Source organism: Candidatus Saccharibacteria bacterium oral taxon 488 (assembly GCA_010202115.1).
In the GTDB taxonomy this organism is placed as follows: Bacteria; Patescibacteriota; Saccharimonadia; order Saccharimonadales; family Saccharimonadaceae; genus Nanosynbacter.
Genome location: CP047917.1, coordinates 767005 through 788119 on the forward strand (window position 1 = coordinate 767005; position 21115 = coordinate 788119).

Annotated in this window: 19 protein-coding genes and 2 pseudogenes; 3 read left to right on the forward strand and 18 right to left on the reverse strand. The window is 51.1% G+C overall.

What is annotated here, in order from left to right:
* The first annotated feature begins 38 nt into the window (after positions 1-38).
* On the forward strand, positions 39-785 hold the full coding sequence (locus tag GWK74_04175) for a hypothetical protein (protein QHU90684.1): 747 nt from the start codon (positions 39-41) through the stop codon (positions 783-785).
* A 45-nt stretch (positions 786-830) separates the two neighbouring features.
* On the opposite strand, the gene dnaK is transcribed toward GWK74_04175, so the two are convergent.
* The 6 genes from dnaK to GWK74_04205 all read right to left on the reverse strand — a co-directional run bounded on the left by dnaK (position 831) and on the right by GWK74_04205 (position 6973).
* Positions 831-2723 (reverse strand): molecular chaperone DnaK, encoded by a 1893-nt coding sequence (dnaK, locus tag GWK74_04180; GenBank protein ID QHU90685.1) that lies wholly within the window; start codon positions 2721-2723, stop codon positions 831-833.
* 142 nt (positions 2724-2865) lie between these two features.
* Positions 2866-3390 (reverse strand): nucleotide exchange factor GrpE, encoded by a 525-nt coding sequence (gene grpE, locus GWK74_04185; GenBank protein QHU90686.1) that lies wholly within the window; start codon positions 3388-3390, stop codon positions 2866-2868.
* A gap of 145 nt (positions 3391-3535) precedes the next feature.
* Positions 3536-4246 carry a transcriptional regulator gene (locus GWK74_04190; GenBank protein ID QHU90687.1) on the reverse strand — a complete coding sequence of 237 codons (711 nt, stop codon included), beginning with the start codon at positions 4244-4246 and terminating at the stop codon, positions 3536-3538.
* Positions 4247-4289: 43 nt separating this feature from the next.
* The gene (locus GWK74_04195; GenBank protein ID QHU90688.1) at positions 4290-5690 is read right to left on the reverse strand and encodes a hypothetical protein; all 1401 of its coding nucleotides are present in this window, start codon (positions 5688-5690) and stop codon (positions 4290-4292) included.
* On the reverse strand, positions 5691-6410 hold the full coding sequence (locus GWK74_04200) for a hypothetical protein (protein ID QHU90689.1): 720 nt from the start codon (positions 6408-6410) through the stop codon (positions 5691-5693).
* 50 nt (positions 6411-6460) lie between these two features.
* The gene (locus GWK74_04205) at positions 6461-6973 is read right to left on the reverse strand and encodes a hypothetical protein (GenBank protein ID QHU90690.1); all 513 of its coding nucleotides are present in this window, start codon (positions 6971-6973) and stop codon (positions 6461-6463) included.
* 110 nt (positions 6974-7083) lie between these two features.
* Between GWK74_04205 and GWK74_04210 the strand changes: the two genes are divergently transcribed.
* Positions 7084-7233 carry a hypothetical protein gene (locus GWK74_04210; GenBank protein QHU90691.1) on the forward strand — a complete coding sequence of 50 codons (150 nt, stop codon included), beginning with the start codon at positions 7084-7086 and terminating at the stop codon, positions 7231-7233.
* 250 nt (positions 7234-7483) lie between these two features.
* On the opposite strand, the pseudogene GWK74_04215 reads toward GWK74_04210, so the two are convergent.
* From GWK74_04215 to tilS, 11 genes and pseudogenes are all read right to left on the reverse strand, one after another.
* Positions 7484-7941: pseudogene (locus GWK74_04215) on the reverse strand (hypothetical protein).
* 2 nt (positions 7942-7943) lie between these two features.
* Positions 7944-8903: a GTP-binding protein LepA gene (locus GWK74_04220; protein QHU90692.1), complete on the reverse strand. Its 960-nt coding sequence runs from the start codon at positions 8901-8903 to the stop codon at positions 7944-7946.
* A 59-nt stretch (positions 8904-8962) separates the two neighbouring features.
* A complete protein-coding gene (locus GWK74_04225; protein QHU90693.1) occupies positions 8963-9328 on the reverse strand; it encodes a hypothetical protein in 366 nt (121 codons plus the stop codon).
* Between the two features lie 119 nt (positions 9329-9447).
* Entirely contained in the window at positions 9448-11151 is a 1704-nt protein-coding gene (locus GWK74_04230; protein ID QHU90694.1) for a hypothetical protein, read from the reverse strand.
* A gap of 178 nt (positions 11152-11329) precedes the next feature.
* Positions 11330-12320 (reverse strand): annotated as a pseudogene (locus GWK74_04235) (nitroreductase).
* A gap of 538 nt (positions 12321-12858) precedes the next feature.
* Positions 12859-13731 carry a hypothetical protein gene (locus GWK74_04240; protein ID QHU90695.1) on the reverse strand — a complete coding sequence of 291 codons (873 nt, stop codon included), beginning with the start codon at positions 13729-13731 and terminating at the stop codon, positions 12859-12861.
* Between the two features lie 238 nt (positions 13732-13969).
* On the reverse strand, positions 13970-14617 hold the full coding sequence (locus GWK74_04245) for a hypothetical protein (GenBank protein ID QHU90696.1): 648 nt from the start codon (positions 14615-14617) through the stop codon (positions 13970-13972).
* A gap of 4 nt (positions 14618-14621) precedes the next feature.
* Complete coding sequence (locus GWK74_04250; protein QHU90697.1) at positions 14622-15596, reverse strand: GTP-binding protein; 975 nt, start codon at positions 15594-15596, stop codon at positions 14622-14624.
* Entirely contained in the window at positions 15596-17227 is a 1632-nt protein-coding gene (gene murJ / locus GWK74_04255; protein QHU90857.1) for a murein biosynthesis integral membrane protein MurJ, read from the reverse strand. Before murJ ends, GWK74_04250 begins: the two co-directional genes overlap by 1 nt.
* A gap of 36 nt (positions 17228-17263) precedes the next feature.
* Positions 17264-19132, reverse strand: a complete 1869-nt coding sequence (hflB, locus tag GWK74_04260; GenBank protein ID QHU90698.1) for an ATP-dependent zinc metalloprotease FtsH — start codon at positions 19130-19132, stop codon at positions 17264-17266.
* A gap of 27 nt (positions 19133-19159) precedes the next feature.
* Positions 19160-20005, reverse strand: a complete 846-nt coding sequence (gene tilS / locus GWK74_04265; GenBank protein QHU90699.1) for a tRNA lysidine(34) synthetase TilS — start codon at positions 20003-20005, stop codon at positions 19160-19162.
* A gap of 9 nt (positions 20006-20014) precedes the next feature.
* Between tilS and GWK74_04270 the strand changes: the two genes are divergently transcribed.
* Positions 20015-20698 (forward strand): hypothetical protein, encoded by a 684-nt coding sequence (locus tag GWK74_04270; protein ID QHU90700.1) that lies wholly within the window; start codon positions 20015-20017, stop codon positions 20696-20698.
* 5 nt (positions 20699-20703) lie between these two features.
* On the opposite strand, the gene GWK74_04275 is transcribed toward GWK74_04270, so the two are convergent.
* Positions 20704-21024 (reverse strand): hypothetical protein, encoded by a 321-nt coding sequence (locus GWK74_04275; protein QHU90701.1) that lies wholly within the window; start codon positions 21022-21024, stop codon positions 20704-20706.
* Positions 21025-21115 lie beyond the last annotated feature (91 nt).

Below are 21115 nucleotides of genomic sequence, written 5' to 3' on the forward strand. Positions count from 1 at the left end.
TTTGACATACTATATATTATTGTTATATTTAAGTTACTATGATCTTCCGCACAATGCCTCGTCCCGATCTTGAAATCACCTGGTATCGCCAGAATGGGGTGTTTAATTTCACTAACTCAGACAACGAGCCAGTGACGGGTGTATCAGCTCAGACATGGGAAGATTATCTAGATCATATCGAAAATTTGCCAAGCAAAGTTTCAGGACAAGTCATTAGTCCAGAATTGATAACCATTACTGATATACCATTTGAGAAAGTGGCAAGATTTCGACAAGAAATTGGCGAGAGGATTTTGCAGCTATGTGAGATTTCACACGATTTACCCAATGCTGACTTCATGGTTGGCACGCCCAGTTTTTATGATGATACGGAATTGCCCTATAATACTCTCGTGAAGATCACCAACGGTCAATACAAAACAAACGTACGGAAATGGCTACTTACACCCAGTGAAGAGGGCAACTTTTGGCCAGCCTTAACTACTCAGGCACTCCAACAGCCATATTCAACTCAGTCATTAATCTGCGCCGACATGATCGTGGCGCCATCCTTTCTGCATGAAGATACTCGTCATGTACAGGTTAGCGCCTGTTGGGCAACACCTAGCTTTAGCCATCCCAACTACCAGCCGCCGCCAGATGAGGAGCGCTATACAGATGCAATGATCTATGCGATTAATCAACTTTTTACCGCTCACTCTGTCCAAGATCTTGTCGTAGTTGATCGTACGCCGCCGACTACCGAAATTCCACCGCTCAACTGTATCGTCCAGCGAAAAATATAATACCCCGGAGACTTGGGGTATTATATCAGCCTGCATTAGACTCTGTTACTTCTCGTCAACCACCTCACCTTCGACTGGCTCGTCCTTGTCAGACTTTTTATCGTCCTTAGATTCGTCAGCCTTGTTGTCCTCAGCAGCTTGCTGGTACATCTTGGCGCCAATTGGCATGATGGCATCCTGCAGTGCTTTGGCTGCTGCTTCTAGCTCATCTTTGTCGTCAGCATCTTTGTGCTTCTCCGCTTCCTTGACCGCTTCGTCAATCGCCTTCTTGTCGTCGTCAGAAATCTTATCCTTGAACTCGTCCGGCATTTTCTTTGCTTGGTAGATGGCGTTTTCTAGCTGGTTTTTAGCGTCAACGGTTTCACGCTTTTTCTTGTCCTCATCAGCGTGGAGTTCGGCTTCTTTCTGAGCTTTTTCGATATCTTCCTTACTCATGTTGCCAGAGTTTTGGATGGTAATCGATTGCTCCTTGCCAGTACCTTTGTCTTTAGCAGTAACATTAAGGATACCGTTGGCGTCGATGTTAAACGTCACTTCAATCTGCGGCACACCGCGCGGTGCTGGCGCGATACCGTCAAGCACGAAGCGACCCAAACTCTTGTTGTCATTAGCGAATTCGCGCTCACCCTGCAAGACGTGAATCTCCACCTGCGGCTGATTGTCAGCAGCGGTCGAGAATACTTCCGATTTGCTGGTCGGCACGGTAGTGTTGCGCTCGATCAGCTTGGTCGAGACACCGCCCATAGTTTCAATGCCGAGGCTCAGCGGCGTCACATCCAGCAGCAACACATCCTTGACGTCGCCGGCCAGCACGCCGCCTTGAATCGCCGCACCGACGGCCACCACTTCGTCTGGGTTGACGCCTTGCATTGGGTCTTTACCAAACAATTTCTTGACGCGCTCAACCACTGCCGGCATGCGGGTCATACCGCCAACCATCACCACGTTTTGGATGTCTGATTTAGAGAGTTTGGCGTCTTTGAGCGCTTTTTCAACTGGGCCGTCAAGGCGCGCTAGCAGATCTTTCACCAAATCTTCCAGTTTAGCCCGTGTCAGGCTCAACTCAAAGTGCTTCGGGCCGTCAGCATCAGCGGTAATGAATGGAATGTTAACTTCGTATTCAGTAACCGTTGACAGTTCCTTCTTGGCTTTTTCGGCTTCGTCCTTCAAGCGCTGCATGGCTGCATTGTCTTTACGCAGATCGATGCCTTCTTTAGACTTAAAGTCATCCAGGAAATAGTTAACGATGATATTGTCAAAGTCCTCACCGCCCAGGTGGGTGTCACCATTTGTCGCTTTCACCTCAAACACGCCATCGCCAAGTTCCAGAATGGAAACGTCAAAGGTACCGCCACCAAGGTCAAACACCACGATGGTTTCGTCATTTTTACCTTTTTCCAGGCCGTACGCCAGAGCTGCCGCCGTTGGCTCATTAATGATACGCTTGACTTCCAGGCCAGCAATTTTACCAGCATCCTTGGTCGCCTGGCGCTGCGAATCGTCGAAGTAGGCCGGCACAGTGATGACCGCTTCGGTAACTTTTTCACCCAGGAACGCCTCAGCATCAGCTTTGATTTTGCCGAGGATCATGGCTGAAACCTCTTCTGGCGTGTATTCCTTGCCATCCATTTCCACGGCCACACCCGCACCTTTCTTGACGATCTTAAACGGCATAAGGCCACGGTCTTTTTGGACTTCTTTGTCGTCAAACTTACGACCAATCAAGCGCTTGACACCATAAATTGTATCCTTTGGATTAGTCACACGCTGACGCTGCGCCACTTGTCCGACTAAGCGCTCGCCCTTTTTATTAATCGCCACTACCGACGGCGTGGTGCGGTTACCCTCAGCATTAGCGATAACTTCTGGCTTGCCGGCCAGCATGTATGCAAAGGCACTGTTGGTTGTACCGAGGTCAATTCCGATGATTTTACCCATATGATTCCCCTTTCTTGTTTTGATCACATCTGGTATTTGCTTATATCCATTTTAGCACTCTTTATTCACGAGTGCCAACTGTTTCAGTATAAATAATTAGCACTCCCGTGTCAAGAGTGCTAATTCATTTTGTGACAACCAGTTATTTCTCTGATGCGTCAGTATTTTCTTTGACATCCGCCCGCGTTGATTCCGATGACTGGCGCGTCACTTTGACCATCGCATCGCGAATCACTGTGCCATCTAACGTATAACCGGCACGTAGTTCCTCAGCAATCACCTCTTTGTCGCCTTCGGCTTCTTCATCAAATTGAACGGCTTGATGCAGTTCAGGGTTAAACGGCGTACCGGGTTTGGTGTCAATTTTCTCAAGGCCGATTTCTTTGAGTTGCTTGTCGAGCTGTTTATTCAGGCCAGCCACGCCTTTCGCCCATGGATTATCTTTCAGTTCCTCCGGAACGTTGGCGATCGCCCGCTCAATCGTATCGATCACTGGCAATAGTTTCATCACCGACTTCGCCTGGCCCATTTGATGCGCCGACTGCTTTTCCGCCTCGACACGCTTGCGATAGTTCTCAAAATCCGCCCGCGTCCGCTGCAAATCCAGCGTCAACTCGCCCAATTGCTGCTCTAAATCTTCAGTTTTGTTAGCTTTATTCTTTGTCATTTTTTCCTCCTTCTGAACGGCCAAAACGGCTCGTGGCCATATGTGCAGGGGAAGAGTACGATCATAGCTATGAAAATAATAATCAAAATCATCACGACTAGCCACGTCGGTAAGCCGCTCAGTAGTCCGCCAATCCATTCAGCCATTACAATATTCCCTCCAGCATAGCGCCCGTCCGGTGCACTAATTCCATCGTTCGGCGATAATTTTGCCGCGTTGGGCCGATCACGCCGATATAGCTACTATCGCTAAACTGTGAGCGAAACTTACTGATAATCAACGTGGCGCCAGAGCTTTTACCAATCGGATTTTCGCTGCCGATAAACACATTCAGCGGCTGGTTCGGCGCTGCTTCACGCAGCCACGGCTCGATGTTATCAATCAACCTGGCAATCGCTTGCACGTGATCGCCCTCAATAAATTCCGGCTGAGAAAACAGCTGCGTCATACCATTCATGTATAGATGATCGCCAAATGAGGCGAAACCAAAATTACCAGTCAATTCAACCAGGCTATCGACAGCACTACGAATCGCTCGATCAGACGTATCAATGTGTGAATTGACATGCGCTTCGATCGCTCTCGCACTGCGATCGATACCGCTCGGCAGCTCCGTCATCTGAGCATCGGTGATGCCATTGACATACAACCGGTAGCCCTTGTCGGTGGGAATTCGACCAGCACTGGTGTGCGGCGCCTCGATAAAACCCATCTCCTCCAGCTTGGCCATTTCGCTGCGAATAGTGGCGCTGGACACGCCAAACAATTTGGCCAGCGTCACGCTACCAACTGGCGCCGCAATTTCGGCATACTGCTCAATGATGGCGGCCAAGATAGCCTGTTGACGTTCGGTCATAGGCTCATTGTAGCATGAATCTAGCACTCATCGCAAGCGAGTGCTAATGCGACCTTGCCGCGCGCCTGGCCTGGCTACGCGCCCGCGTAAATCGCCGGGCGGCGTCTGACGAAAACATTAGCACCGCTACAATATTCAGTCCGATGAACAGCAGCGTACTGGCTGTCGACCAGGTTATCTTGCCGATGGTCAAGGTGAATGAATTAGCGATAACTGCCAGCCCGGATATCATCATCAATACCAGCCGCAATCGATTGCTACCGCTAAATGTCCGACTCACCAGCACGATAGTCGTGATCACCCACACTGCGCCGAGGACAATTGACGAACCAATCAGCCAATTAGCAATCACCGCCGCGTCATTCACCTGACCGTCCACCATCAGTTCAGCCACCGTCTGGCTATGAAATTGGTCAATCGCAAGTAATTCAACAACGGCATTGATGATACTGACCGCCAGCGCCGTAAACATTGCCACCACGCCAAACGCGATCTGTGGCGGCCGCCGACTCCAAAATTGTTGTATCAATGTATCGTGCGCCACTGGCATCACCTCGTGCGAAGTAGCATCGAGAATCACCTCGTCGCGCTCCTCTATCAAGGACTGGTTGGCGCGCACTCGCCCGACCTCAAGTACCGGCAAATCACCGTCTGTCTGGATGGTATCGCCGCCGCCGTTGCGCGAATGATACCCGGTGGAAAAATCTTTCAAGGTAGTCACCTCGATTGAAGCGCGTGCCTTGAGCGCCGACTGGACAATATAGTCCCGCTCGATGTCAGTATTCTCATCAACCTTATGGGTGATTTGTAGGGTAAACAAGCTAAGACCGACACTCTTGTCGTATGTTCCCGCCGCCAGCCAATCCACCTGATGACCGCCCGGCAGCAGCCAGCCCTGTGGACAACGCCAGAAACGCACGTGATGGCGCTTGCCGGGATTACCGTCAACCTCCTGCTGGTAGGCAAAATCTTGCCGCCGCCCAAATAGAAATAGTGACGAAACCGGCGCTTGCGGATAACTACACCGCGTCAATATTGCCACCATCATCCGCCACGATGAACGCACGGTTATTTCCTCCGCTAACGTCCAGCCAGCCGCGGTCATCGCTTGATGGACCTGCGCCTCCGAGCCGCGCAAAGCCAGATTGACAGGATCACCGAGCAGCCCGTCCGCCGTCCGCGTTCGCCCGATGAAATAATTCGGCACATACAAGCTGCTCAGGATACGATGCAGCCGCGGCAGTGCCAAGTAAGCCGTGATTAGCCACACTACCACAAACAGCCCAACCATCCACCAGCCGCCCGAATGCCAGCCCTCACGCCACACCAGCCACGCCAGCCAGAACGACGCCGCACCGGCTAATAAGAAAAAGATCTGGTCAAGCAACCCCGACAGCGACCAAAATGGTCGTCTCAGCGAAAACGACGACTTCTTCGTCGCCATCTAGACCGTGTCCTCACCCATCAAATAATCAAGAAGATCCCGCGCTATCAACCGCGCCTCGTCATCACGCCGATTAAACACGTCACCGCGCTCAATAATCTCGCCGCAAACCCGCACCGCTCGGGTCAAATCATCATTGATAATCACGTGGTAATACGGCACTTCCAGCGCATGACTGAGCTCAGCGATGGCCGACTGGCGGCGTTTCGGCCAGGCCGCTTGAAACTCTGCTTCCGTTACGTACCGCTGCTTCAATCGCTCCAGCCATGTCGGATAATCCGGCGGTACGATAAAGATAGCGATACAGCCCGGCGCCAATTGCTCATACTCAGCCACGCCCTGTACGTCAATGTCGGTGATCGCTGTTTGCTGATGATCATGCGCCAATTGCAGCTCGGCTGTCGAGGTGCCATACACCTTGCCGTGAACGAACTTGGCCTCAATAAACTGATGACTTCTGAGCATGGTCAGTGCGGTTGCTTGATCAATAAAATGATAATCGATGCCGTCGCGCTCTGGCTGACCGTTATTTGCCCGCGGCTCCCGCGTGGTGTGCGACACGATATCACGAAATGACGGCGATCGCAATAACCGCCTTTTGATGGTATCCTTGCCCGCGCCGGAAATACCGGTTAGCAGCGCAATTTTAGTATCTCGGACCAGCGCTACGGCCGCTTCGGTCGGCTGGTACTCCCTGATGACACGTTCAAGATCTGACATATGAGTATTATACCAGATTATTGACTAAGCTTCCGGGCAGTTACGACTTCCTACCTATGCACCATGTCCATCGCTCGAATATGCGGCGGACGATGCGCTAGCTGAGGATGGCGGCGAGACGGCACAGCGATGTGAGCGCGGGAATGAGCAGTGACTTGCGGGTGGGTCAGCTCCTTTGGCTGCGGCGGTAAGTTTGGCTGGGTCGGCAATTGGTGTGGCTGGGATAGCGGGCGCTTGACAGTCGGTTGCGTATCGGTGCGTGGTGCATTAGCACGAGGTGCGGCCGCCGCAGGATTGAGCGGACGAGTCGGACTCGAAGGCTGAGATGAAAGCGGCGGCTTCGTCAGCGGCGGGTGTGGCGGATGTGATGAGAGCGGCTTGACTGGCTGAGCCTTGACGGAAGAAAGTTTGTTGAGCGGACGCTTGGCCGGGGCTGGCGCCGAAGCAGTGGGCTTGATCAGTGAAGCGCGTGACGGCGAGAGGGCGTGCTTTGGCGGCTGGGGCTTGACGGACGGCTTGGTAAATGATGCGCTTCGCGAGCGCTGGACGCCACGCGGCGGCATAATGTCATGAAAGACTGCCGGCTTTTTAGGGTGGGGTTTAGCCGGCGGATTGGGAGCGGGAGTTTTTTGAGGAGCGGCAGAACGCGAGCAAGGTAACTGAGTAGAAGGTTGTGGCGGCACAACGCGAGACGCAGCCGAAGGATGAGCTGGCTGCGCGGCTACAGTTTGCCGTTGAATACTATGACGCCGAGCCGGAGCAGCCACAGAGTGAAGAGAGCGTGGCGCGGGCGATGTGGGAGATGCGGCGGGTACTGATGTAGCCACCGGACGCTGACGCGGCACTGGGGCTTCAGTATCAACATCTGACACCTCGCCCTTACGACGGTTGCCGAGCCGAGCTTTTTTGAATAGCTTTGTCAACTTCATCAGCGCCACCCCATCCTCTGGGAGATGTCGATACCGAAAATGATTACGGTCAGCTGGTCGATATGACTCTCCTTCCTCTGATTGATTCTGTTACCATTATACTGGTTATGCTCAGTGATTTCAAGCGGCCAACCGCCGGAGCCGCTAGAGCAACTCATCCAGCACTGATTGCCAATCAGGAAACTGCGGAGTACCGAAATGGATGTGCCAGCCAACAAACTCAGCAGCACCCCTGGCCGTCCGATCATCAATCAAGATATCACCGCGGCTCAGCTGTTTGATCGACGAAAAAATAACTTTGCGAAAAAAATATTCTCCGGCCCATCGCCGCCAAAATACTGTTTCACCCACGCCAGCTTATCACCCAGCGCCGTCTGATTTCCCCATGGCGATGATGAGAGAATATATAGATCATACTTTTCCTTTAACTTGTCGACCGCTTCGAGGGCGCCCGGCATCGGATCCATCAGCGCAAAAACGCCCGGGATATTGTCGTATTCACCCGCAAACTCCTCGAGCATCTCGGGCGGAACCTTCGTCGTGGCCGACATAAAATCTACCAGCACGCCGTCCATGTCAAGATAAATAATTGGTTTCTTCATGATCAATCCCTCTTTAACATCACCGTAAACGCTTCTGACGGAATGTCAACTTTACCGAAGCGTTTCATACGCTTTTTACCGCGAGCCTGTTTGGCGAGGAGCTTCTTTTTACGGCTGACGTCACCACCATACAGATAGCCGGTGACATCTTTGCGGTAAGCACCGATGTTTTCGCGGGCGATGAATCTGCCGCCAATCGCCGCCTGCAGCGCCACCTCAAAACTCTGGCGCGGTATGACTTCTTTCAATTTCTTAACGATCTCACGACCCAAGCCTGGCGCCTCCGAGCGGTGGCACATGACACTCAGCGCATCAACCATTTCGCCTGCCACATAAAAATCAACCCGCACCAAATCTTCCGGCCGATAACCCGCCAGCTCATAATTGAACGAACCATAGCCGCTGGTCACCGACTTCAATTGATCATAAAAATCCGTCAGCAAATTGGCCAGCGGCGCCGTAAAGGAAATCAGCGCCCGCTCATCGATGTAGCTGAGGTTTTCCTGCCGGCCGCGCTTGGCGACAATCAGCTGAATCACCGCGCCGATGTAGTCTTGTGGCACCACAATTTCGCCATTAATCCACGGCTCGCGGATTTCTTTAATCTGCGCCGGATCGGGTAATTCGCTGGCTGATTTGATATCCAATTCATCGCCATTCGTCAAACTCACCTGGTAGTCAGTACTGGGATTAGTAACGATGAGATCCAAATTGTACTCGCGCTCCAACCGCTCGCGAATGATATCCATGTGTAGCAATCCCAAAAAACCAATTCGCACACCATATCCCAACACCGGTGAATTCTCCGGCTCAAACTGCAGCGCTGAATCACTCAAGCTCAGCTTTTCAATAGCCTCTTTCAGGTCATTATAATCTTCATTGCTCACCGGGAAAAACCCCGCATAGACAAAGGGTTTGACTTCTTTGTAGCCCGGCAATGGTTGGACGGTAATTTTAGGCATCTATTTGATGATTATACCATCAATTACTAGGTGAGATAATACCGCCGCTCGCTCGTTTCCTATGTAAGCGAGCTGAGACCAAAATAATCTTGAACAAACTCTTGGGAATGCTTATCCAAGTCGGTCAGTTGACCGTACAATGTAACACCATGACACAGTCCTCTATCGGACGGCACCACATAAGCATTTGGTCGCGCGTATGCGACAACTAATGCTGGATGGGGTGTTTTACTAGTAAACCGTTCGCCAATAGCCTGCTGAATGGCGGAACAATCTTCTGGCTGAGTCTGCAAAGGACTTGCACCAGCAGCAATGTCACGCGCTACATTGTACGCATATAAATGAAAATCTGCGAAATGGACGCCATCCGTACCAAACTGAAAGGTACGATTACCTCGTGAAAGCTCCAGCGCTAATCGCGCCAAGCTCAAGCCGCGCCAGTACCTATAACTCTCTCTCTGAATCTGGGACTACATCATAGACAACAGGCTCCCCAATATCATTCCTCAAGCGATTAAAATTCAGTTGACTCATAGTCTGAATTTTATCGTTGAGCGCTCTGGCGAATTTTCTCGAGCATTGCATCAATCTTCGCCTGTTGCTCAGGACTGTAGAAGTAACCTATTGAGCTATTCACACCATTCGCCCTTCTACCACGACACGCCAGCGGTTCCCCGAAGTCAGGATCAACCTCATTCAAAACCTTAATCGCCTTCTGAAACGCTGGTGATCCACAATGCAAAGCGTTCATAAGGTCTGACGTTGCTAGATAGTCTTCGGGAGCTGGGCGCATATAGCCTCTTTTTAAGAAATAGTCACCTATAGCCTCTACTTGCTCCCGCGAAAGGCCTTCACAAATTTTTACCCGACCCTTTTGACAAGAAAATCTATAGATTGAAGGTTGCAAGCCCAATGAGTGCATGGCATTTTTAATTGTCTTTCGACACACCCCAAAGCGCTTCATTGCCGCACTTACCATAATACATCCCTCCGGGGGTGGAGGCGCAAACAATCCCCTATCATGTGCTTTTTCTATGATCACCGCTTGCTGTTCTGGACTAAAAAACTCGCGAACCTGAGGAGAACGATGCCATGCACCCTCGGACAGGATACCGTCTTCTTTAAGACTCCTCGCTATCTTTGCTATCGTCATATCACTGACACCCAGAACATTGGCGAGAGCTTTGAGCGTCAAATACCCTTCTGGTGGCGGTAGATTAAACATGCCTTTTTGCTTAAGTACTTCTTCTATCAATTCGGCCTGCTCTCTAGTAAAAACTGGTTTTTGCTTGCCACACCAATCCCGCTTGGCCACCTCCCCCAAGAAGCCATCCCGCTCCAACTGGGTGGCAATGGTCGCAACGACACGATACTTCACACCGAGCTTATCTGCTAGCCCATTGATCGTCAGGCCTCCCATTGCCTCAATCATTCGACGAGGGCTCAAATAATTACCTTGATGTTGCCTACCCATCTCAACTGGTTGCCGCAGATCATCTGCTAATGCCCCCACTAAGTGTGGAACAAAGTAATCATCACAACGCACCATCGCACCACAGCCTGGATATTGCTCCATCACCCCCGCAAGCTGTGTTTTCGTATATGCAGTCAGCTTTGCCCGCTCTTCTTCTGGCAGCCGCGCTGTATCAAATACAAAGGTACCATTACCGTAGACGTCACAGATCAGCACCGTCCTCTCGAGTGGTGGGATAGTTACCTCATGGTATGGCTCCTGGCGCATCATCGCTGTCTCCACTGACCCGCGACGAATCTGTAATGATTCGTCGCTCGGCTCAATACCAAATTCATTTGCCAATATGAACAGCAGTATTTTCAGCCGTGGCTGGTAAGTCACTCTCTCATGGTTTGGTGCCTCAGACACACTGGTGGTAGGCCCGGGCCGCTCATCGGGTGGCACAAAGACATGGTCAGTCGATTCGATTTGGCCAATAGCCGTATCAATAGCTATGAGTTGCTCCGCTTTGGCAGCAATATGGTCAAGTAGCTCGCCGATTTCCTCCACACCGTAGTAAGCAAACGCCGCATCCTCCCTTTCAGCAGAATTGTCTAGCCAAATCGTCGGCTGGTGCTCGTATGTCTGCACCATCTCATCAACCAGCTGGATCAATTTATCCAAGGCATCCTCAGCGTAGGTATCGACATTTTCAACCGTCAACGGTTGATTAATAATTTCCTCTACGCTGCTTGCAAAGTCCTTGCCATGATCAATACCACCGAGTCGCTCCATGTGCGATATTATAGCATCTTATACTATTATTGTAAATAGTGAGCTCTTTCCCTCAACTACAACTAATCGCCTTAATCCGGTCACATATTCTTTACTGAATCCCATCATGACACACTCGTGTCTTTATCAAATTGAAAATTTAGTTCTCATTGGTGGATTATCGGGTCAATGAGGGCGCTCAATCCTCTATAATAACGTCTTCAACAGGTCGACGTTTAGAATAGGCCTGCTGCTTGCCATAACCAATGCGCAGCAAAATAGTTGGATATTCCCCATCAAGATCAAGAGTTTTTGCCATTTCTGCGGCAATTTCTGGCTGCTCGTTTGGTTGATTTAGATAGGCATGAGCGATCCCGAGCTCCGTGGCAGTCAGCAAGAAACGCTGCAGCGTCCGACCTAGATCCACCCATTCGCACCGACTATTTTCTCTCGTTCGTAAAAAGAACCAGATGAGAAGCCGATGCTATCTTTTCGCGATCGGCCTTATTCTGCGTCTTAGCATTGATAGCCATCGACATGATCGGCTCAGCCATCCAACGCGGCACATTAGGTGCGCCAAACACGGCATAGCTCAGCCCATCAAGTGTCTGATCTTGATGCTTTTTGTTAAATCGCATCCAGCTTTTCAGCTCAGCCTTAAATGCCTCATTTTGCATTTGATTCGTATTCCCCTGAAGAACGTATTGTTCAATATCATTAAACTGTTTGGTTTGACGCGCGTGATAATGAACCGAGATGCCCTTTTCACTGCGGATAGATTGTAATTTCTTTAGTACATCTAAGGCAATTTCCTCACCGTTATAAACACTGCGGTTAGTCTGCCGCGCGTCTATCTGATTGAACAATGGGCTTGGTTTGACGCCTGCCTCTTCCGCGAGCGAAACCGTGATAACCCCCTTATCACCAACCGAAACGGCAGATTTATAGCCCTTAGTTTGCGCCGCCAAGCAGAAGTTCTCGGCCGCACAACCCAGACTCACGAATAACTCCCTATTGTCAGGGTCGACTACTGGCAGCTTCCTGTCAAAATCAGGATGAATTTCTACCACCGACCCGTCGCGATGGAATTTCCAAGGTTGGGTATTGTGCCCTGACGGTGCTTTGACTGCCTGCTTAACTAGAAACTTAAAATCGTCTAATGATATAATGTTTCCTGTTTTCTTCGTCATAATCTTCTCAAATACCCTCTCATATTGTTACTGTTGAACCCAGTATACTTACCAAAAAAATGGTGTCAAATAAAAGCCCCTATGACCAAGATACTCTCTACTATCCGCACTGCCAAGGCTCAGCGCTTTGAAAACCTTATCAGCACCGGGGGAAACAAAAAACTCCCCCGTCCGAAGCTAGCAACGACGAGGGGAGAAAAGCCAAGGATCACCGCCGTATACCGGTTCATCTTTGTCCTGGCTATCTTACACTGGCCCCGTGACCTGTATATTCTGCTATAGTTTGCTGGATTTGCGTGTGTCGTACTTGACTTCACCATTGTCATCCAAAAGACAGCACAATAGCCATCACGATACCTACCATAAATAATCCTGCCTTTTTCATATCCCTTCTTTCTGATATTATACGACAGCACCGACTACACAAAAATAAGCTATTATTGTCAAGCAAAGCTTAGTTGGCCGCAAGCTTTACAACTCTCTTTCAGCGATCAGGCCACGCCATAGCTTACATTATCACGGTTCACCGACAAATTACTTATGAGAGCGCCAGCTCGCCAATATGCCTCCAAAACTGACGCAGATCCTTAACGTCTACGCCTTCAATACCGTAGTTTGAAAGCACACCATGCCACGTGCTGGGCACAGCGCTCTTATCTAGTAGACGGTACTTGCTGAACACAAAACCATGCGGTAGCCATGCCATGCTTATGACATCATCGTTGGCACATGGATATTCCAATATAGGAAAAGAGCAATCATATGTATCAACAATATTTCCTGGATCAATTGCTCCATAATGCTTCCACTCCCCATAGCAAAAATCAAAACCTAGTGGCAGAAGAGCCATTTCGACACCCTCTCCCCCCTTATCTCTAGATGTCCGCATCTCCTCTACAAATGAATCCAGCGCTTGACGAGCAAGAATATCGAGCCAATCCGCCCCAAACATCATCGAGTCGAAATACTCGTCAATTTTTCTACAATCTTCTTTACTGAGGTTATTTGGGTCGGTTTTGGCAGTAGGCACCGTATCGTTTAAGTCACGAGGCGTGACGAGCATGGTGTCGATTGTTTTTAGCCGTGGATCTATAAATACCATTTTTGCGCCATAGTAACAGGCATTGCTCGGATAAAGGCTCGAAAATACGAACTGGTCAAGACCAAAGTGGCAATCAAGCCTGTATGTATTAGTTCTACGGCCTGATAACTGACTGCTCGGCAGTATCCCCATCTCCATGAACCGCCCAGGGAAATCACCTGAGTTAGTATAGTGCAAAAGTGGCAATCGCTCAAGACGTGCTCGTATCTCCCGAACAGCTAACTGCTCACCCTCTGATAAATCTCTCTGACTCTCCGGATGGTTATGAAAATTATCGCGCAATCGACCGGCATCAACATATTGCGCCATTCTTTCTGGTAGAACAAGCGCCTCGCTAGATGACACGCCGCCAATCCTTCTGGACCTTAAAACTGAGAAAGCCCATACAAAAACCTGCTAGCATCATAGTAAACTTAATTATGGGATAGCACTTACTTTTTGTCAAATGGGCCACCTGACCACATTGACCAAACTTTATCCCAGCCCTTTTCGCAACACGTATCCGCGGGGTGCTTTTGCAATTCAGTTAGGCCAATTGTTTGTGGATTCATGGCTTACTCCTTATCACTAATTTACTCAACTGCCACACCACCATCACAATAGACCAGCCAAACAATACCACCTCCGACACCACCGTCAGCGGTACCGAGACTTCACCTGCATAGTATGTACCGACCATCTTTAGAAATGCAACACACACGCTCGTTAATATAACTATCCAAGATTTCGTAATGATCCCTGCCGCAGTAACAAATGCAGCCAACGCCAGTGCCATCCAGTGCAGTCCTGCGAACAGTTGACTCGCAGATAATACACTTATTTCTGGAGTAATCGGCAATCCATTCACCGGATAAACGAGGCGTCCGAGCGCCATCATCGCATGAAATGCACCAATTGCCACAACGATACCTAGAGCAAGCACGATACCCATGCCAACAGGATATCGCCCCCTCAGTTTAGAGTACAAAACCACGACGACAGCTAACAATATCGACGCTCCACATGCTAGCATTTCACTTGCCGCCTGCAAGGCGACCTGATGTTGCTGCACCCACGCTAGCACACCTGGAGCGTTTGCTGAGGGTATCGGCAGTGACACTGCGATACTAATGCAAGCCGTGGCAAGCAAACCAAAGCTCATCAGCCATATAATATTACCGATATACGAAATATGCCGACTACTTTGTTTTACCACCCTCTCACTCCTTCGTCATATATTTCTTTAGCGTCACCGTATCACCCACCCGCGCTTCACGGGTGGTTTTTAGGTTGGTGACAATGTAGCCAATTTCGCCAGTGTCCAGCGACGGGTCGGGGATCATACCGGGACTGAGATGGCCAACCTCCAATGCCAACCCATTCGCACTGGTCGCCATCATATGAATCGCTTCACCCTTTTTGATCTGACCGTCAACCACCCTGACGTACAAAATCACGCCGCGATAATCATCATAATAACTATCAAAAATTAGCACCCGAGTTGGGAGATCAGCCAACGCAACATCAGGATGCTCGACCGCCAGTGGTGAAGTCGGCGCCGGGATTCGCTCAACGATCGCCGCCAAAACTTGATCGACATTCTGCCCGGTTTTGGCGGAAATATGAATAATCTCGCTTTCATCGCAGCCCAGCAGATTCATCACCTGCTTGGACACCCGTGGCACATCGGCAGCTGGTAAATCAACTTTATTGAGCACAGGAATAATCGTGAGGTCCTGTTCCATTGCCAGGTACACATTCGCTAACGTCTGCGCCTGAATGCCTTGGCTGGCGTCAACCACCAACACTGCGCCCTCGCAGGCCTGCAACGAGCGGCTAACTTCATAGCTAAAATCGACGTGGCCAGGCGTGTCGATGAGGTTGAGGTCGTAAGGTCCAGCCAGCGGCAATCCCTCCGATGAATCGATAACCCTGTCGCTGGCGTTGCCTGCGACATTCGATTGAGAGGAAGCGGTTGCCGCTGGCTGGCGGTAGTGATACTTCATCCGCACCGGCGCGAGCTTGATCGTGATCCCTTTCTCACGCTCGAGATCCATACTATCCAGCAGCTGTGACTTCATCTCGCGCTTCTCCACCGTCCCCGTCATCTCCATCATCCGATCGGCGAGCGTCGACTTGCCGTGGTCGATGTGGGCAATGATGCAAAAATTACGAATACTGGTCAGCGGTTTCATCAGCGCCTCAACTTACTCATATCAAATCGCGAAAACAGCAGACGTTTCATTCGCGCCAAGACCGGGTCGATCTCTGGCAACTTTAGCCACTTGGACAGCGCGCCATACACGACAAAATTGAAAATCGTAATTGCCCCAAACTTGGGCAGCGCCCCCAAAAAACTATCGTCTGAGGCCCGAAATGGAATTACCAGCACGCTGACATAGCACGCCACTGCTAGTGGCACCGCGGCTAACGCCATCTTGGCGACCGCTTTGACAAACGTCGCGTCAAACAGCTGTGGCATGCGCCGACCTAAAATGACGCACAAAATCACCACCTCAACAAAGGCGACAATTGACTGCGCCCATGCCAGGCCATACGGGCCAAGCTTCGCATAGTAGCCAAGTATCACGGCCAGCGCCACATTCAGCACAATCGCAAAAATCGACACATACATCGGTGTCTTGGTATCCTGCTGTGCATAAAATCCGCGCGCCACCATGTGATACACCGTCCTGAATAAAATTGCCATTACCAGACAACCGAGAATGTTCGCCATAACCGGATCGCCGTTATTATTGATAAAGTGCACCACGTAGCCACGCGCGAAAAACGTCACCACACAAATCGGGATAATCATCCAAATCACCGTCCTGAGAAATGACCGCAGATCTCTACGAAATAGATCCGGCCGCTCCGAGGCGAGGCGCTCAGTTAGTTGTGGAAAGGCAGCGTTGGAAATAGCAACGCCGATGAGGTTGATCGGCATCATGTGTAGTGTCAATGCTTGATTATAACGACGAATAATACCATCACCCATCCGCGACGCCAAGTTGACTTCGGCCAGGCTGACCACATAATCCATTCCCTGATCAATCGAGCGCGCCGGCAGCAGCGACAAAACTTTACGAAAGCCGCGATTGCGCCAATAAATCTTGAAATCATAATCAAAGCCGAGTCCGATTAGCCCGACCGCACTGACGATGAGCTGCAACACCGACCCAAGTACCACACCAAGCGCCACGCCCATAATGCCGCCGTCAAAAATTTGCCAGCCGAACAGGTTGATGCCGTTGGTAAACCATAGCGTACCGATGATAATCCCGACATTGTACAGCATCGGCGCCAGCGCATAGAAGGTGAAGCGACCGACCGCTTGCTGGATGCTAGCAATCACCGCTGCCACCGCAAAGATCAGCGGATTTACCGCGATCACTCGCATCATACTGACTGCCAATGCGTGACCAGCCTCGCTCAGCCCCGGCGCGATCAGATATTTCATCAGCGGATCAGCAAAAATGATGATTAGAACGCTGGTCACCAGCGTCACCAATGCCATGAGATTGATCATACTTGAGCTAATTTGCCAGGCTGACTGCTTGTTGCCTTTGACCCACCGCTCGTTAAATACCGGGATGAAAGTGACGCTCAGTGCCCCCGACACTAGAATCGCAAACATAAAATCCGGCACCATGAACGCCGCCGTATAAGCGTCCAGCCCGACTGGATAGCCAGCCAAGTGAGCCTTCTCGTTGGGAAAATACGCCGCGTTCAAAAAGCGATCGCGCAGCAGCCCCAGCAGGCTTGACAGCAACATCGAGCTCGCTAAAATCGTGGCGGCTAACTTGACTGTCAGCCGCTGATTGATCTTGTTGACAACATTACGAACGCGCCCCATAACAATTTATGCGTGCAGCTTTGCCTCCTTTGGCAGTTTCGTTCCCGAAAGAATCTCATCCACCGCCGCTTCCTCCAAGGTTTCGTCTTTGAGCAGTGCCTCGGCCAATTTATCGAGGAACGGACGGTTGGCTTTGAGCACCAGCATTGCCCGTTGTTTAGCCTCGGTGATCAGCTGCGACACTTCCTGGTCGATCAGTTTAGCAGTCTCATCCGAGTACGGCCGCTCGCGGGTCATCTTATCAAACATCAGCCCGCCGTTGTCTTCGTGAAATACTTGGTCGCGTAGGCCCTTACCCATACCCTGCTCGATGATCATATCACGGGCAATCTCGGTGGCTTTACGCAGGTCTGAGCCAGCACCGGTGGTGATACCATCATCACCGTAAATAATTTGCTCGGCAATTCGGCCGCCCATGGCCCGAGCCAAGATATCCTTGAACTCATAAACATTAGTGTAGCTCTTATCCTCTGGCGGCAAGAACCAGGTGACACCGCCGGTGCCGCCGCGCGGAATGATCGTCACTTTGTGAACTGGGTCGGAGTCTGGCAAGACATGACCGACGATGGCGTGGCCTGCCTCATGATACGCCGTCAACTCCTTCTCGTGGTCATTCATCACCTTGGCTTTGCGCTCTGGGCCGATGGCCACCCGCTCGAACGCCTCGGTCAACTCCTCGTTGGTAATTTTCTTCTTGTTACGGCGTGCAGCGATAATTGCTGCTTCATTAGCGATATTAGCGAGATCCGCCCCCGATGAGCCAGCTGTCTTGGCGGCCAATTTATCGAGGTCAACTGTCTCGTCGGTTGGCTTTTTCTTGAAATGAACTTTCAGAATCGCCTCGCGGTCTTTACGCTCCGGCAGGGTGATCGTCACTCGCCGATCAAACCGCCCCGGGCGCAGCAACGCAGGGTCGAGCACATCCGCGCGGTTGGTGGCTGCCAGTACAATCACATTAGTGTCACCATCAAAGCCATCCATTTCCACCAAAATCTGGTTCAAAGTCTGCTCGCGCTCATCGTGACCGCCGCCCATACCCGAGCCGCGCTTGCGGCCCACCGCGTCAATCTCGTCGATGAAAATGATACATGGCGCATTTTTCTTGGCCTTTGAAAAGAGATCGCGCACCCGGCTGGCACCAACGCCGACAAACATCTCCACAAACTCCGAGCCAGAAATTGAGAAGAACGGCACGCCCGCCTCGCCAGCCACTGCCCGGGCCAGCATGGTTTTACCAGTACCCGGATTACCGACCAGCAAGACACCTTTCGGAATCTTAGCGCCTAGTTCCTTGTACTTCTTTGGATGCTTCAGGAAATCGACAACCTCTTGTAAATCCTGCTTGGCGTTATCATTGCCAGCAATATCCTCAAACACAATTTTCTCTTTATCCTCGCCATACAGACGTGCCTTTGACTTACCAAAGCCCATCGCTTGATTATTCTGCCCCTGGGCCTGGCGCATCATGAACATGAAGAAGATCACGATGATCACCACCGGCACGATCATCACCGTCAGATTCCACAGCACCTCACCAGTTTGCGATGGCGGCAGAACATTGATCTCAACCTTGGCGTCTTTGTTCAAGCCTTGCTCATAAATCGTACTGCCGGATTCCTTGACTGATTTCTCGGTCGGCTGTTTTTGGCCTTTGGGGGTAATTTTCAGATCGTTGCCCTGGATGTCGATCTTGGCAATTTCCCCGGCATTTGCCCGACGCACTACCTCAGTCAATGCCACGTTCTTCAGATTGCTATTTGGCGACAGCGCCGCGTACACTGCCAGCCCAAGAAACACAATGATTGCCCAAAACAACCCCAAGCGAGCAACCTGCCCGACCCCTTTCTTAGTATTCTTTGGCGTCTTTCCTGCCATACGTCACATAATCCTTTCTCTTTCGTCCTAGCGAGTCACTCGTTTTATTGTAACACTTTCTACGGATAATTTCACCCGCACACCGCCGGCCGGCTGCCACACCGTTCCTGCGTGGCCAGTTTTGATGGCGATCAGCAGTCGATCCAGCTGTGCTGAGAGCAGCGACACACCAGTCAGTCGCTGCACCTCTCGGTGGAGTAGCTCACACGCTGGCTCAATCGGGATATGCGCCCAAAAATAACGGCTACTGAGGCGTGGTGACAACCGCAATGTCTCTCGGTCAATTGCTCGGCGTAGCTGCCACTGCTGGCGCCATAACTGACCAAGTATTGCGCGCTGCTCGTCGGTCAATTTCGCTTGCAGCTGTCGGCGCAGCTGATTACGTAGATAAGCATTTGATTGATTCGTCGCGTCCTCCACCCATTCCAGCCGGTGGCGCAGCGCGTAGTCATATATGTCATGCTTCGTCCATTCCAGCAGCGGCCGCTCGATCCGCTGATCACCCATCACCGCCAAGCCCCGCCAGCGCGTACCACGCCGCAAGTTGAGTGCTATCGTCTCAATCACGTCATCCTGGTGATGGGCTGTCGTCACGCGCCCGCCCCAGCGTGCCGCCGCGTCAAAGAGAAATTGATACCGCCGCTGACGCGCCATATCTTCGCTGACTGCCGGCCCCAATTCCTCACGCTTCGCAACATATGGCACATTATACTGGCGCGCCAGCCCCGCCACAAACCGTGCATCGGCCGCCGACTCCAACCGAATTCCATGATCAAAGTGAGCCACCGCCACCTCGTCCTGCCCATGCCTTAGTATATTATCGAGGAGCACCACGCTGTCCACGCCACCCGATACCGCAATCAGTCGCCTCATGAGGATATTATGACACACAGCGCAAAGTTACGTGATACAATAATCACTATGCGCGAGATAACCATCCTCTGCTTTGGTGATTCCAACACCCTTGGGCAGCGGCCCGATACGAATGCGCGGTACGACGGATCGGTGCGCTGGCCACGGCGACTGGGGGCGCTGCTAGCGGATGAGACACGCCAATATTATGTCATTGAGGAGGGGCTGGGCGGTCGGCGGACTGACCTTGATCATCCTAACCCAGCCAAGCCGTCGAGAAATGGCTGGATGTACTTTCCGCCGTGCCTGGCCAGTCATCAGCCCGACATCGCCATCATCATGCTGGGAACAAATGATGCCCAAATTTGCCACCAGCGACCAGCCGAGGCGATCGTGACGGCACTGGCACGTTACGTAACCTGTTGTCATGAATCGGACGTCACACCGCTGCTCGTTGCGCCACTCATTCCAGACTCTACTGGACTGTTCAACGAGGCAATCGTACCGCGATCGGCGTGGCACTTTGATGATACAGCCGTGGCGACACTAACTGCACTGCCTGAAAAAATTCGAACCTATGCCGCCAAGCATGGTGTTGCGTTTTTCGACGCCAACACATATGCCGAGGCCGGTGTAGACGGGCTGCACTGGACAGCAGCAGGTCACGAGCGATTTGCCCGAGCAATCGCCCAGATGATACGTGAAATCGCGTAGAATACTCAAACGTCAGTTAGTTTGATGTCTTCGATTTCGCTGGGCCCCAACCAATAAACTCGATCACCAACCTCAAAAATAGGTGTCGCCGCAGTCTCCAGTGCTGAGGAAATTTGTTTCTCTGTTAACTCCTTAAAGGCTGGGTTTTTGAAAAAATCAGCTTTTTCCATACCGGCATCACTGGCACGACGTAGAATATACTCTGCCACTTTGCTAATAATTTTAACCTCTTCCGGCGAAACTCTAACCTCTCGTAGAGCATCCCATTCCTCACGTCCCTGAGGCGGTAATTCCTTCCTTGGTGTAGTTAGTGGTATCTCGCTCATAGCTATCTATATCCTCCTCAATATTATTTTCACAAGTATATCATCCTATCGTCAACTCTTGCAATAGAGTACGTAATATGTCATCCACATA

Excerpts from the sequence above, each read along its gene's own strand:
- GWK74_04175 (QHU90684.1), top strand. The coding sequence starts at position 39 with ATGATCTTCCGCACAATGCCTCGTCCCGATCTTGAAATCACCTGGTAT.
- dnaK (QHU90685.1), bottom strand. The coding sequence starts at position 2,723 with ATGGGTAAAATCATCGGAATTGACCTCGGTACAACCAACAGTGCCTTT.
- grpE (QHU90686.1), bottom strand. The coding sequence starts at position 3,390 with ATGACAAAGAATAAAGCTAACAAAACTGAAGATTTAGAGCAGCAATTG.
- GWK74_04190 (QHU90687.1), bottom strand. The coding sequence starts at position 4,246 with ATGACCGAACGTCAACAGGCTATCTTGGCCGCCATCATTGAGCAGTAT.
- GWK74_04195 (QHU90688.1), bottom strand. The coding sequence starts at position 5,690 with ATGGCGACGAAGAAGTCGTCGTTTTCGCTGAGACGACCATTTTGGTCG.
- GWK74_04200 (QHU90689.1), bottom strand. The coding sequence starts at position 6,410 with ATGTCAGATCTTGAACGTGTCATCAGGGAGTACCAGCCGACCGAAGCG.
- GWK74_04205 (QHU90690.1), bottom strand. The coding sequence starts at position 6,973 with ATGCCGCCGCGTGGCGTCCAGCGCTCGCGAAGCGCATCATTTACCAAG.
- GWK74_04220 (QHU90692.1), bottom strand. The coding sequence starts at position 8,903 with ATGCCTAAAATTACCGTCCAACCATTGCCGGGCTACAAAGAAGTCAAA.
- GWK74_04230 (QHU90694.1), bottom strand. The coding sequence starts at position 11,151 with ATGGAGCGACTCGGTGGTATTGATCATGGCAAGGACTTTGCAAGCAGC.
- GWK74_04240 (QHU90695.1), bottom strand. The coding sequence starts at position 13,731 with ATGGCGCAATATGTTGATGCCGGTCGATTGCGCGATAATTTTCATAAC.
- GWK74_04250 (QHU90697.1), bottom strand. The coding sequence starts at position 15,596 with ATGAAACCGCTGACCAGTATTCGTAATTTTTGCATCATTGCCCACATC.
- hflB (QHU90698.1), bottom strand. The coding sequence starts at position 19,132 with ATGGCAGGAAAGACGCCAAAGAATACTAAGAAAGGGGTCGGGCAGGTT.
- tilS (QHU90699.1), bottom strand. The coding sequence starts at position 20,005 with ATGAGGCGACTGATTGCGGTATCGGGTGGCGTGGACAGCGTGGTGCTC.
- GWK74_04270 (QHU90700.1), top strand. The coding sequence starts at position 20,015 with ATGACACACAGCGCAAAGTTACGTGATACAATAATCACTATGCGCGAG.
- GWK74_04275 (QHU90701.1), bottom strand. The coding sequence starts at position 21,024 with ATGAGCGAGATACCACTAACTACACCAAGGAAGGAATTACCGCCTCAG.